Origin of the sequence: Bacteroides stercorirosoris (assembly GCF_900142015.1) — a bacterium.
GTDB classification, from domain to species: Bacteria; Bacteroidota; Bacteroidia; order Bacteroidales; family Bacteroidaceae; genus Bacteroides; species Bacteroides stercorirosoris.
This window is the reverse complement of record NZ_FQZN01000022.1, coordinates 52999-67126: the sequence shown is the minus strand read 5'-3', so window position 1 is coordinate 67126 and position 14128 is coordinate 52999. Positions and strand designations below refer to the sequence as shown.

14 protein-coding genes and 1 pseudogene are annotated in these 14128 nt (G+C 37.4%); 1 reads left to right on the top strand and 14 read right to left on the bottom strand.

Annotated elements, in window-relative coordinates; genetic code table 11:
* Nucleotides 1-3 precede the first annotated feature (3 nt).
* The 4 genes from BUC01_RS16600 to BUC01_RS16585 form a co-directional block, all read right to left on the bottom strand.
* Complete coding sequence (locus BUC01_RS16600) at nt 4-762, bottom strand: SDR family NAD(P)-dependent oxidoreductase (RefSeq protein ID WP_025833145.1); 759 nt, start codon at nt 760-762, stop codon at nt 4-6.
* A gap of 2 nt (nt 763-764) precedes the next feature.
* Complete coding sequence (locus tag BUC01_RS16595; protein WP_073314263.1) at nt 765-1892, bottom strand: hypothetical protein; 1128 nt, start codon at nt 1890-1892, stop codon at nt 765-767.
* Nucleotides 1893-1959: 67 nt separating this feature from the next.
* The gene (locus tag BUC01_RS16590) at nt 1960-2955 is read right to left on the bottom strand and encodes a glycosyltransferase family 4 protein (RefSeq protein ID WP_025833151.1); all 996 of its coding nucleotides are present in this window, start codon (nt 2953-2955) and stop codon (nt 1960-1962) included.
* A gap of 8 nt (nt 2956-2963) precedes the next feature.
* Nucleotides 2964-4052, bottom strand: a complete 1089-nt coding sequence (locus tag BUC01_RS16585; protein ID WP_073314261.1) for an O-antigen ligase family protein — start codon at nt 4050-4052, stop codon at nt 2964-2966.
* A 58-nt stretch (nt 4053-4110) separates the two neighbouring features.
* Between BUC01_RS16585 and BUC01_RS25550 the strand changes: the two genes are divergently transcribed.
* Nucleotides 4111-4284, top strand: a complete 174-nt coding sequence (locus BUC01_RS25550) for a hypothetical protein (protein ID WP_175560890.1) — start codon at nt 4111-4113, stop codon at nt 4282-4284.
* Between the two features lie 70 nt (nt 4285-4354).
* Here BUC01_RS25550 and BUC01_RS16575 read toward each other — a convergent pair whose 3' ends face one another.
* The 10 genes and pseudogenes from BUC01_RS16575 to BUC01_RS16530 all read right to left on the bottom strand — a co-directional run bounded on the left by BUC01_RS16575 (nt 4355) and on the right by BUC01_RS16530 (nt 14017).
* A complete protein-coding gene (locus tag BUC01_RS16575; RefSeq protein ID WP_139261880.1) occupies nt 4355-5542 on the bottom strand; it encodes a Coenzyme F420 hydrogenase/dehydrogenase, beta subunit C-terminal domain in 1188 nt (395 codons plus the stop codon).
* Nucleotides 5543-5616: 74 nt separating this feature from the next.
* Nucleotides 5617-6888, bottom strand: coding sequence for a polysaccharide pyruvyl transferase family protein (locus BUC01_RS16570; protein ID WP_073314259.1), 1272 nt, complete (start codon nt 6886-6888; stop codon nt 5617-5619).
* A gap of 2 nt (nt 6889-6890) precedes the next feature.
* The gene (locus BUC01_RS16565; protein WP_073314257.1) at nt 6891-8438 is read right to left on the bottom strand and encodes an MATE family efflux transporter; all 1548 of its coding nucleotides are present in this window, start codon (nt 8436-8438) and stop codon (nt 6891-6893) included.
* Nucleotides 8439-8532: 94 nt separating this feature from the next.
* The gene (locus tag BUC01_RS26110; protein ID WP_262484017.1) at nt 8533-8763 is read right to left on the bottom strand and encodes an LbetaH domain-containing protein; all 231 of its coding nucleotides are present in this window, start codon (nt 8761-8763) and stop codon (nt 8533-8535) included.
* A 391-nt stretch (nt 8764-9154) separates the two neighbouring features.
* Entirely contained in the window at nt 9155-10330 is a 1176-nt protein-coding gene (gene wecB / locus BUC01_RS16555) for a non-hydrolyzing UDP-N-acetylglucosamine 2-epimerase (protein ID WP_025833164.1), read from the bottom strand.
* Nucleotides 10327-10820: pseudogene (locus BUC01_RS16550) on the bottom strand (transposase). The gene wecB and the pseudogene BUC01_RS16550 overlap by 4 nt, the downstream one beginning before the upstream one ends.
* A gap of 81 nt (nt 10821-10901) precedes the next feature.
* Nucleotides 10902-11135 carry a hypothetical protein gene (locus tag BUC01_RS16545; protein WP_034524462.1) on the bottom strand — a complete coding sequence of 78 codons (234 nt, stop codon included), beginning with the start codon at nt 11133-11135 and terminating at the stop codon, nt 10902-10904.
* 107 nt (nt 11136-11242) lie between these two features.
* Nucleotides 11243-12805, bottom strand: coding sequence for an ATP-binding protein (locus BUC01_RS16540; protein WP_025833167.1), 1563 nt, complete (start codon nt 12803-12805; stop codon nt 11243-11245).
* Between the two features lie 111 nt (nt 12806-12916).
* Nucleotides 12917-13405 (bottom strand): UpxZ family transcription anti-terminator antagonist, encoded by a 489-nt coding sequence (locus BUC01_RS16535; protein ID WP_025833168.1) that lies wholly within the window; start codon nt 13403-13405, stop codon nt 12917-12919.
* A 72-nt stretch (nt 13406-13477) separates the two neighbouring features.
* Nucleotides 13478-14017, bottom strand: a complete 540-nt coding sequence (locus BUC01_RS16530; RefSeq protein ID WP_025833169.1) for a UpxY family transcription antiterminator — start codon at nt 14015-14017, stop codon at nt 13478-13480.
* Nucleotides 14018-14128: the final 111 nt, after the last annotated feature.

Here is a 14128-nt window from a genome sequence, read left to right as displayed (position 1 = left end):
TTATTACATATTAGCACCATCAACAGGAATGTTAGTTGCCTGCATGAATGATGACTTATCACTTGCCATAAATATAACTGCATTAGCAATCTCCTCAGGAGTACCAAAACGGTTAACTGCCTGATGATGCCGAAGGAAGTCATCAACACGAGGGTTGCCTTCTTTTATAAATTTATCCCAGTAGCTGCCTTCAAAAGCCACAGCACCTGGCATAATAGAACACATAAGGATACCCGTAGGAGCCAACTGACGACCAACAGTTGTAATGTATGCGTTGAGGAATGCTTTAGAAGATGCGTAAAGTGGATTACCACGAAGTATCTGAGCAGATATTGATGAGATATGAATTACACGTCCGCTCTTTCTTTCAATCATAGGTGGAAGAAGAACACTATTCATATCAATTGATGCAAGGGCATTCATTCTCAATGCATGCTCCCAATCATCATAGCCTGCCAAATAATCACGACTTACGAGAGACGTCCCTACATTGTGAACTATAACATCAAACATACCATATTTTTCAATGAGATCTGTTGCAAACTGTTTGGTATTACATTCCATGATATCAGCAACTTCATAATTATATGATTCCGCACCAATAGCAATAGCCTTCTTACCTACTTTGACAAGAAGATCTTCTGTACGTGCAATATTTACGATATTACAATTTTCTTTTGCGAAGCCAATAACTATGCCTTCACCTATTCCCTTACTGCCACCAACAATAAGAATATTCTTTGATTTTAAACCTAATTCCATAATTATTTTTTTTGTAATGCTTCTTTTACTATTTGCGATTTCTTATCATTATAATAGAATTTTTTTGCATTTTCGGAATATACATCATAATTGACTGTTATATTAGAAATGGCATTTTTAAAATTTTCAAGACTGAACGAAGGAATACAACAGCCCATATTGTTATAACTAATAGTGTATCTTAATCCTGGTATATCATTACCAAGCATAGGAATGCCAAATTGAGAAAATTCGAACAACTTATTTGGAGCGCAATAAATTGAATTCAAAGGTGAAGTAAAAGTACCATATACAGGAGTATAAATTAGAATTCCAATAAAAGCATGACTTGTCACTTCTAAATGATATGGTGCAGTGATGTATGACAGTATTACTGTCTTTGAATATTTTCTCAAATGAGAACAATCACTTCCTGTCATAACCATAAACACATAATCATCACTCAATTCTTCTACTGCAGATGCTATTGTTTCAATTGGTCGTTCAGCATCAACTACGCCTTGGTAAAGAATGAGCTTCTTATTTACCAACTTTTTAATAAGATCTTTTGCTTCATCCGATTTTGTTATATCAGAATTTCTTTCAAACGTACTATCAACTGGTTTATTTGAAATAACTAAAGGGAGTTCTGTTAATTTTAACCATGCCTGAGTTATCTGAGCACGATTATACTCACAAACAATAACTTTATGAGCATAATGAGCAAGTTTTGCCAAGTCAAGCCCAAATGTCCAATGACTGCCTATATATGTTACTTTTTCAACCAGTTCGAACAGATGCAGGTTGTAGCGATAGTCGAGCAGCTTCATGCCCATATGCTTCAAGGTGATGTTTGACATTACCCACAAGAGGGTATCTTCATCATAGTGGGTATCGATATACCTCCAGATGCTCTTACGAACAGCAAACAAGTCTTTTAGTTTTGTCAGGGCAGAAGTCTTGTAGGAATACTCTTTACCGACTTTCTCTATGATTACCGACTGAGGAAGAACCTCCTTCAATTGATCACTTGCTACGGTAATGAGAACCGTTACCTGAGTGCCGGCATTCACCAACTCATTAATCAATGCTATGGTAAGAGGATAACCCAGAATGGAATCCACCTGTATGAGAATTACTTTATCGTACATATTAACTTCAATCTTTGAAATTTAATAAAAGATTAATATAGGAAAATTACTTTATTCTCAAACTCTTCTATTCACCAACTAACTTTTGATAAACAGTGATATGCTGTTTTGCAATATTATTCCAAGAATATATTCCTTTTCTCCCTATATCTACAGATGAGCAAGAATTCCATATTCCTTTGATGTTTTCGAGAATTTTTTCTTTTATAGGTTTGGTATAAAACAAACCTGGCACCTGTTCAGGATATATACCACAGTGTGTTGTACACAAAACTGGGGTATGTTGAGATAAACTCTCAAATATTACCAACGGAAGCATCTCAGTAACACTAGGAATTGCTGTTAGATAGGCTTCTTTATATAGTTGGCGCATGATATTGGGGTTAGTTTCTTTACCCCAAAAAACGACATTATTTCCAGCTATGTTTTTACATCGTTGATAATAATCCTGTTGACCTATACCGGGCTCTCCCACTATTAACAGATTTAGTTGTAATTCATTGGCTATTTCTATCAATGGTAGTTGGTTCTTGTCGGACTCTATTCTACCCACCACTATGATATAATTAGTAAATGGCAACTTTATGAAAGTATCATCTTGGCAGAAAAAGCTATCGTCTATACCATTGGGGATAATGCTTATCTCTTTATCAATCTTAAATATAGTTCTCAGTCGGTTCTTCTCAAAATTGGTTAGAGTAATAAAGCAATCTACCATAGAAAATATTTGGTTGAATCTCTTCATTACATAGAAAAGACCTGGAAATCTTGATGCAAGTAGTTTAAATTGATATGATTTATTAGAATATCTAGGACTACCTATCATAGGAGTTACAACAATCTTCTTACCAAGTTCTTTTGCCCTTTGCACTATTGGTAAAAACTCCGTAACCGAAGAATGTAAATGAATGATATCGTATTGACGAATTTCAGTGTTTGATAAGTTATACCAGTCAACGTCAATTCCCAGTTCTATCAATTCTCTATATATGTGCATTACCTGAGATTCAAAACCGCCCATATGAAGGGGGTATGACATAGGGGGTACAAATAATACTTTCATTATATATACTACTTCAGTGAATACTCTGTTTTATTGGATAACAGGCTCTTTCGCTTTGATTTCTGTTGGCTGTAAACTGGCCGTTTAATAGTACTTTGAGGCTTGTTAATAGATTGCACATAGGCATAGAATAGCAAAACTACAAAGAAAGGAATTCTCAAATCAAAATTGTGCACTGTCATCAGATTAATAGAATAACCCAGAAAGGCATAAAAATAGAAGGAATTACATGAAAGATACCTTTTCATTCGAGTAAATGCAGATAACCAAATAAAAGAGAATAGTGAAAACCCTAAAATTCCATTCTCTCCTAGAATCTGTAGGAATAGATTATGTGTGCCCAAACGAGATGGCGAGTAAGCTGGTGTTTGCCCTGTTCCAACTCCCAATATAGGGTTTGACATAAAATTAATAATGGCCTCAGACCATAACTCGAACCTACCTGATCCTCCTTCTGATTTGATGTTATCATTGATTGAGAAAATTCTGTCTACAACTTCTGGAAAATAAAGAAAAACTCCAATAAAGAGACCTATTACACACAATAAAACACAATAGAAACTTTCTTTTTTATTCACAAACAAAACATACAGCAAGATCAGGGTTGATACCAAAAATGAAGATCTGCTATAGGTAAAAAGAATACCTAAGTATGTAATTGATAAGCCAACCATTGACCCTACTGTGATTTTATTAGATACCAAAGACAACCAATAACCAAATGGGAACAAAAGCAAAGCTGCCAAGAAATTTGGTTCTTTATCTATAGGCACCCACCTCAACCAAGCCTTAATCAGATCATCTCCAAGCACTCCCTTTCCTGCAAAATCAGTACCAGCATAAATTTCACCTAAGTATGCTGTTTCGTTATTCAAGAAGTAGTACAATCCATATCCGGTAGCCAATATTCCTAACAGACCTATCCATCGTTCAACAAAAACGACATCATCTGCGTCGTTTAGAAGAAGTAATGCAAGGCAAAGGCTGATAAATGTAATGAAATCTACATTAATTGCACTACTAAACAATTCATCGTTGATGGTGTATAAATACGAAACAATCCGAATGACTAAGTAGAAAACAAAAGGAATAATCAACTTGGATAATGATAATTGTTTTCCACTAATTCTAAGCCTTCTAAAATTGAACAAAAAGATGATTGCAGAAGAGATGATAATTGGCGATGGCATATTCAAACTTGCCATTGATGAAAACAACAGAGAAACCATCACACAAAATGACGCTCTAGCTGACTTTATCGCAATACAAACTACGAATAATAAGAACACGATGCCAGCATTTGAGCCCATATTAGTGATTGAGCAATAACAGATCCAAATATAAAGACCTATTAAAAGCATATATTCAATGTATCTTCGAATAAAATTCATCTATGTTGCTATCTTTTATACAGAATGCTTAGTTTAGAATGAACAAATTTCGACAACAGGATTTTACACTCGTCAACATAAAATCCTCCCACATTCTTTATTCCATCATACCAGTCCGGAACTCTTTGAAGCAATATTTTCTTGATTTTAATACGCTTATACTGTCGATATTTTTTCGATGTAATATTCAAACGTTGAGATTCAACAACCTCATTTTCTGTTATTTTCCCTATATTAAATAATTTTGCTTCGAGCATCTCGCTAAATAACTTCTGAGCCCTTTTATTTCTTAAAATGATAGTAGACCAAGCCTCACCAGTATCTGTTATTCTTTTAATCCATGCGTCACCACATGAAATATCTGCCAACTCTCCAGTAGCATCAATACAATATACGCATCTATTATTTTTCTGGATAGGACTCAGTTGCGCATATTTAGGGTAAGGGTATTTCCATTCCCTACCACTATTATTCACAATTTTCATTAGACCTGGAACGCCATCACCTCTATGTTGAAAATACCTTACACCGTCAAATTTTGCAACATTATGAACAAAGTGGTCTATTTCTCTAAAATCGCGATACCCACCGCAAAAATTTGCGAGGGTTAGGACAATATTAATTGATGGATTGAGTACCTCTTGGTATTTTCTCCAGCCAGCTATCTGACACGGTGTTCCAATAAGAACGTATTTCTCTTCAGTTTTCAATTGACTGAGAATGGAAAGTGTGCTGGTAGGGCAATATTTTGAGCCTTGAGCTTCTATCAACTCCTCTTTATTTCGTGCGATATATGTAGTAGGTCTTGGAGTAGGTGAATCATATGTGTATTTTGTACAAATTACACCATCGGCATATCCCTTTTCAAGCATAAAGAGGGAAATTGTTGTCATAGCTCCTCCAGAGGATGCTTTCTTTAGCAGGGTAGCGTCTAAGCTCTGAACTAAATTTAACTCATTATACCAACCGAGTTCATAAGAATAATTCTTTGCGAAATGTATTCTCTTTCCGAAATCAACGATATCATAGCCCGCACCAGGGCATACAGCAATATGCCCTCTATCCTTCTTGCTATAATTCGATACAAGATTACCATTTTTCTCCACTATTTCAGTGTTCTTCTCTATTGCGTGGCAAAGTCCACATCCAAGGCAATAACCGTTAGATATAACTTTATTTATCGACTTAAGCTCCATTTTCTCAATGATTTTAAACAACAACAAATTTCATTATTGGCTGTTGATACAAATATTTATTGTACAATATATTCCTACGTTTTTTTTGCTGTTGTAGATGGTAGTAATCGTATCAGCTGCTGTCGACTATTCTCCACTATGTTCTTGTATTCTTTTAGTGTCTCAATAATTGCAACTCCATTATTAATTCCATCAAGAATTCTTTGTTTTACAATTTCAAGATTCGGATCATCTAAATCAATTATCTGACTTGGCAATCCTATACCTTTTCCTATGATGTCATGACTGCGAAAATCGAGACTCGAAGTGAGCATGAAATACGGTGTGCACATACTTGACGAATTGATAATTGAATGAGTTCTTTCCCCCAACATAAAATCGAGAGTTTGAATCAAAGGTCGCAGGACGTTTACAGGAAGATCCTCGCGAATAATCACAGCTTTTTCGCTATGTTTCATTCTCTTGTGAATATCTTTAGCAATCTTCAAATCGTTACCAGCACCCTCCTCTATACAATGCGGTATAAAGAAAAATATGCAGTTTATTTCTTCTGCTATGACATCAAGAAGATTTGCAATGAAATTTCTGTGATCATCAGACTTTTGTTTTGATTTCAGAAAGCTACCTTGAAAAGAAATTGAGTTCTCGCATATAGTGAGACCTATGTATTTCAAATTTTTATCAAAGCCTATTTTATATTTTTCAGCTATCATTCTACTCTCGCTGATCTCGTCAGGTGTCGACTTGCAGTAGAAGGCCATATCAGGTAATAGATATACACCCTTTGATAAGTTCAATTCTTGAAGATATTCATAACAGGTGTTTTCTCGTAGAACATTAAGATTAGAATAACTGAAAAATTTGTAATCTAATTGCTTGTTTGAAAAACTATACTTCTTTATAGGACAGAAGCCTGTTCCTGGAACAGAATAATGAAGTCCCATTCTCTTTATATACAAACCAAGTCCTGCACAGAAGGTATGATAAAAACCATCATGAGCTAATAGAATGACATCAGCTGCTTTTAAAACACTCAGCACCTCTGGATGCTTCGAGATACTGCTAACATATGGGAAAATACCCAATCTAAAAAAGAAGGCGCATATTAATCTTCGGATAAGCCCCATTCTGCCAACAAATCTTTGAGGATACTTATAAGTCGGATAACACCAGTTTACAGGAAAAGATGTAATATTATCCTCTTTTACAATGGTGTCAGAAGGACCGAAGACATAGAATTCAATATTCTCTTGGAACGCTTCTTCATACAATGATTGAATACCTCTTAAAATGGCTTCTTCCCCTTTGTTTTTTATTGGCAAAAAATCCGCAATAAAAATCTTCATGATTATTTGTGCTTTTTTAAAATTTTCAACTTTATTGTTCCTGTTACTAATCTTTGTTCTTTCTTATTTAGTCCTAATTTAAAGATAGCTACAGCAGAAAGTACAATATTTATTAAAGTCACAAGAATCAGTCTCAGGAATCCAATATCCAAAAGCTTATGCGCACCATAAGAAAACGGTAGTACTACAATACTAACGAGTACACAAGGCATCATTACATCAGTAAGATATTTTCTAATACTATATTCAAAAATACCTTTCAAGACAATCAAACAAACAATTTGATTTATTATAGATATTATTAAGCTAATCCAAAAAACTGTTTCTGGCGATGCGCCAAAATGCAGAAATACCCATGAAATTGGCAACATAGAAGTGAGAATTATGCTTGTAACAATTTGATACTTCTTCATTTTTCCTGTCGCATGTACAACTTGTGAAACTGGAGGATTAAAGTTCGTTACAAGCATATTCAGGACAATGATAATCGTAAATAATGCAGTATTCTCTGGTATATTATCCCCTAGCCATAATTGAAGGATGTACTTGATTTCAATCATCACTGGAAAAGAAATTAATATCATAAGAAAAAATGTGAACTTAGACATTGAAAACATTAATGTAGTTGTTCTTTGATAATCCTTAGATGAATACGATTGCATTAACTGTGGCCTAAAGGCTGTGAAAATATTGACCGAGAAACCATTTAGAGCACTTGCGACTTGATAAGAGATCGCTCTTGCAGCGTTTACAACAGGTCCCAAATAAGCATTCAAAAGCATATTTAAACCTTGATCCTTTATCATATAGGAAAACGATCCAAATATATTCCATCTCGAAAAAGAAATCATTTGGCTAAATATTTTTTTTTCTAATCCCCTTATTAACTTGATAAATTTAAACTGAATCTTGGTATATGAAAAATAAAACACAAAATTCACTATCGATACTAAAAAGATAAAAATACCATATAAAATCAAAGCATCTATACTATGGATAAATCTCAAAGCGATAACAGCTACAAATCTTAAAACGACATCGACTATGTTAACGACTGCGTAATAATTCATTCTTTCATAAGCCATTATTACAGCGACATAAGGCACTTGAATTATTACAAACAAAAAAGAAAAAACTGAAAACTGAAATACCCAATTTGCTGCAAACAGTCGTTCAGAAGGTATAACCATTACATTATTGATGTACCATATACCAACGCACTCTGCTATCACGAATAGTAATCCAGCCAACATGAGTTGAATATACAATGAAATTGTATAAATTTCACTAATATTACTACCATTATTTGCTCCTATATCTACATTAAAGAAGCGTTGAACACCATTCGACATAGACGCATTTAAAAATGCGAACATGGCAACAAATCCGCTGACAACATTGTATATACCGAAATCATTAACACCTAAAACGTCAAGTACTAGTCTTGAAATGTAAAGAGTAAGGAATAATACAATAATCAATCGCAGATACAGAATAATAGTATTCTTTGCTATTCTCTTGTTATTTGATACTATAGCAGCAGATGGCATAAATTGTTTATTATTTTGGTTAACAGAATTTGCTACCAGAAATATACATTGGAGGAATGACAAATGCTTCTCACTTGGACGCACCTATCATTAATTAGCCTACTTCGACCCATGGCTCAGACTCTGAGTTCCTTGTCTTTATCACCCTTGCTGGCGTTCCTACAACAATGGAATGTGGAGGCACATCTCTTATAACAACAGCTCCAGCACCAATAATTACATCATTACCTATCACAACCCGGTCTTTTATAAAAGCCCCGGTTCTAATCTTTACATTGTCTCCGATAATGCTTTTCCATCCGATAGTAACTTGTTGGTTAATCATGCAATTCTCTCCCATTTTGGCGCATGAGACAATTGTTGAGAAACCATGCTCAATAAAAAGCCCTCCCCCGATATCGCTGCATCCTATGAACAAGTTATGGCAGTTAAAGAATTGTAAGGGTTTCAAGAGTATTCTAAATATTAAGCAATTTATTCTTAACCTATAAAAAAACAAGTACCGAAATTCAGGAAGACCAAAGAACATGCTCAAGAATGATTTCTTATGCCATGTCTGAAATTTTTTATAATCAACTACCAATCTCCCTCCCCCATTAGCTGTAAAGTGATATTTATCATATATTTATGTTTATCCATATTAACCAGGAGGAGACATTTCACTCCTTCCAGAGGATGTGTCAACCTTCTGGTTGTTATTTTGCTAGTCTTCTAAATTACCTCGCCTCATAACGGTCAGTATCCTTGTCTGCGAGAACGGCGGCTATGCGACGGCATGCTTGACCATCACCATAAGGATTGACAGCATGTGACATCTTCTCATAAGCTGCGGGATCGTTGAGGAGGGTGCTGACTTCGGTGACGATTTTATCGTAATCGGTGCCCACAAGGTGAACGGTGCCACTGGCGAGTGCCTCAGGACGTTCAGTGGTGTCGCGCATCACGAGAACAGGTTTGCCAAGGCCTGGCGCTTCCTCCTGAATGCCACCAGAGTCGGTGAGGACAATGTTGGCTTTGCTCATGAGATGCACGAACTCAAGGTATTGTAGAGGCTCAATGAAGAAGAAGTTAGGACGAGTAAGATTCTTACCAAATACTTCATGAATTGGCTTGCGTACGTTAGGATTCAAGTGCATAGGATATACGAAGTCAACATCCGGATATTTCTCAGATAAATCCTTCATAGCAGAAACCATACGTATGAAACCATCACCAAAGTTCTCACGTCTATGTCCTGTAATCAAGACGAGTTTCTTGCCGTCAGCAAACCTCTTTACATCATAACCAGCCTCAAGCAGAATTTTATCCTGCTCAGCACGAAGGATATCATCAGTCTTGAGTTTCTCTACAACAATATGGAGGGCATCAATTACTGTATTACCTGTAACAAAAATATCTCCTTGAGCTTTTTCTTCTTTCAAGTTGCTTTCAGCAAGTGACGTTGGAGCAAAATTGTATGTAGCAATACGACCTGTAATTTGACGGTTCACCTCTTCAGGCCAAGGACTATATATAGTATGAGTACGAAGACCTGCTTCAACATGTCCAACAGGAATCTGTTGATAGAACGCAGCTAAAGCGGATGCTGTAGAGGTTGTTGTATCGCCATGAACAAGGACAACATCAGGTTTACATTCTTTGAGAACATCACGCATACCAGTCAATACTCGTGCAGTAATATCATATAAATCTTGACCTTGTTTCATGATATTCAAATCATAATCAGGTTTAATGTCAAAGATTTGAAGAACTTGATCAAGCATTTCTCGATGTTGCCCTGTTACACAAACAATAGTTTTAAATTCATTTTTATGTTTCTGCAACTCTTTTACCAGTGGGCACATTTTTATTGCCTCTGGACGAGTTCCAAACACTAGCATTATTGTCTTCATATATTTAGAATCTGTTTTGAATTTATTTCAAAAGTTTTTTTGAGCATGATTGGACAAAATGTTATTTGTAGCATTGCTTCTGCTGATTCTGTTTTGTATTCGTAATCAGTGGTCATCCTTCTGTAATTTTCAATCCAGGAAAAAGTCCGTTCTACAATCCATCTCAAAGGTGTTATCTGAAACTTTTTTGATGCTTCATCCGGACGGAGTACTACCGCTAATTCCCATCCCGGATCTTTCACTATGCCAGCTAACGTTCCTCTATATCCGCCGTCAGCTATAATCTTCTTTAGTCTTGGAAATATATACCGAAGTTGTTTTATAGGCTGGACAGCCCCTACGCTATCATGGATATTTGCAGCATGAATCCAAGTATATCAACAATGATGTGCTCTTTTCTTCCTTTGACTTTTTTTCCACCATCAATGCCATATTCACTGCTGTCTATATGATGGGACGTTCTTACACTTCTGGAGTCTATGAGCCCGATGCTGGGTAAGCCCCCAATTGCTTTACCCCTAATTGAAAATCAATCATATAGCAGTTGAGTAGATTTATTTTTTAAGTTTAATTAGATTGCCTGAAGGGCTAATTTACCTGGAAGTAGACTCTCATAGTCCTTGTTACCCTCTATCAATTCATCAGTCACGATTCGTACTCTATACCAGGTCTCATCTATGTTAAGCACGGATTTTGCTTTAAGTAACAACAGCTTTAGACAAGGCAACAGCTTTTGAATCTTACGGGGAGCATCATCAGTTTGATAACGGAATAAAAATTCACTGTAAAATTCACTCATGTTCATAACCGAATAATTTAAATGTATGAACACAAAGGTAACACGGAAAGAAAAAAGAGGCAAGAGCCATGCAATGAGTGCTTACAAAAAAAAACTGGATGTTTATTTGTATATTATTCTTCCACCAAATACCGTTCTATATTCCTCGTCTCCTTACTGAAGTTCACGCCTATCTTCACCAAACGTCTACCATCCAGCCGATAAGGTATCAGATAGTCTTTTTCATCAATCTGTTTCAAGGCATCTTCAGCACTGCCATCCAATTTGAACTCAAATACAAAGATGGTGTCTTTGGTCTTCACCACCGCATCGGCACGACCACGGGAGCTACGTACCTCGGTGTCTACAAACTGCCCCATCAGGGTGAAGACAATATAAAACACGGCTTGATAGTGACGCTCCGTATTACCGCTTAAGTCGTAAGGAATGCCGGCAAAGAAGACTTTCAAGCGTTCCATGAAAGCATTCACATCGTGAGCGCGGAGCTCGCGCATGAACTTGGCAATATGAAAACCAGTTTCATCGTCAGTAACCTTTGTATAGAAAGGAACCAGGAAGTTGAGAAAGCCGTAACGAACCTCGTCGTTGGGAAACGCCAATGTATAGAGCAAAAACTCCTTATCATAATCCTTGATAGTCAGATAACCACTTTGGTAAATCATCGGAAGCGGGTTGTTAGCTTCCGCACGATATTCGGAAAAAGCGGAAGCTGTCACTTCTACACCGTTCACCAGCAACCGAAGATCATAATCACTCTGTTTAAGCAAGCTGACAAGATAGGTAGGAGTGCCTGTCTGAAACCAATAATTGCCGAATTTCGTTTTCTGGAACACATTCAAAAGACTGAAAGGGTTAAACAACCCAATCACGGTATTCTCACAAAAGTGATAACCGTCATATTGTCTCTCCAGGCGGGAAAGGGTTTCTTCAAAAGTAAGTTCCTCATTTTCGCTCAGACGTTGTATTTCCGGTGTAAAGACTTTTACCAGTTCATCTTTCGTAATACCGCACAAGGCATTGTATTCCTTGTCCATACTGATGTCGTTCAGTTGGTTCAGATCGCTGAACACACTGACTTGAGCGAACTTGGTAACCCCCGTCAAGAATACAAAACGAAGATAACGGTCGGAACTTTTCAAAACACCATAGAAAGCTTTCAGGATACTACGATATTCGTCCAGAAGAGGCTCGTTCAAAATGGCTTGAAGAAGAGGTTTGTCGTATTCGTCAATCAAGACTACAACTTGCTTACCGGTCTGTTCGCTGGCACGGCGAATGACACCGGAGAAACGGGTGGAAAGGGTCATTTCAGCCACATCGCTCCCCCACTCTTCTTCCAAAAGGGTCAGATTACGCGAAAGCATTTGATTCAGGCTCTCGGCACAATCATATTTTTCCGCGTTCAGATCAAGATGAAATACCGGATATTGTTCCCATTTTGTCTCCAACTTCTCAATGGCAAGTCCCTGAAACAAGTCCTTGCGACCTTGGAAATATGCTTCGAAAGTGGAAAGGAGCAGGCTTTTGCCGAAACGACGGGGGCGACTCAAAAAATAAGGTTTACCGGAATTGACAATCTGATAGACCATAGCTGTTTTATCTACATAAAGATAATTCTCCTTACGTATTTCCTCAAAAGTCTGTATGCCGATCGGCAATTTACGCATCTGTTCCATTTTCGCCATCTGTTTTTAGAGATATGCAAATATACTAATTTTCACCACAGAGGACACTGTGTACACAGAGTTTTTTCCTCAAAAGGTGAAGAGGGCTACATCGCAAGACGCTTAATCTTCTATTTCTTCCCACGGATAGGGATTCTCAATCACATTCTGAAACTCTGCCACAGCCTCCTGCTGTTCAGTAGTAAGTGATGCGGAATCCCAGGAAGCGATAATCGTACGGCCTTCGTCAGCCAAAGGTTCGTCGAAGACTTCACCATAACAGACAGTCAGCAGACGAAGTTTTAATAGCGAGGCAGGAAGAACATCAAGGATATCCCAACAGCGATCCAACACTTCCTGAACATGCCGCTGCTTCTCACCGTGATCAATGAACGAGGCACTGTAGCCCATCAAAAGAGCGAGACAAACGTTCGCCTGTTCTTCCACAGTAGAACCTTTGACACCAGAATTATACAAAGCAGTAGTCAGGCGGTAGACTTCACCGTTACGACGGGACAAGTCATCGCTATAGATGGGACTCCCGTCAACACCCAAATACATCAGCTCATGCGCTGCACGCTGAAGGGCAGCTGTTTCTGCAGAAAGAGACATAATTATTTTAATTTATGATTTCAGATTTATGATTAATCGACTGTCGATGACTTGTGAAAGACTTATCTACTGTCAATTATTGATTACTTCTATAAGATCAGGATGAATGGTAGCAAGCGCAACGGCAATAACACCTTGTATTTCGATAACCACACGACGATCGCGAGCCCCTTTCACTTTCAAGAAAATGCCTTCCTGGCCTTCGAAGTCACCGCCCGTGATACGGACTTTCGTACCCTTGGACAAATTCAGTTCATCAGGTTGGAAATACATGAGATGGTCATTGTAAGTACCAGCCACAGCAATAAAGCGCTGCATCTCACTGTCGGAGATAATAATCTTCTGTCCGCTGCGGGTATCAGTGATGTATTGCAGGTAACTAACCTGAGACTTCACGCGCTTCACATCCGAAGGACGGGCATGGACAAATAGCAGATTATGGACGACAGGAACCAAAGCCCGGACTTTCCTGCCTTTCTTTATGCTAACCTTATACTGCATGGGAATGAAACAACCTAACTTCTCCTTTTCAAGCAAACGCATCGCATCAGGCTCTCTACGATAGGTGGCGCGCATCGCATACCATATTTCGGTTTCTTTATCCACTTCCATTTTAGGGGCTATTTCAGAAAAGGGTGTTCTCTTGGGGCTTTGAAACCCTTACACACGACTGAGTTTCAATCACTTGCGAACGCTTTATGTAAAATACGACAAGCTTTGCGT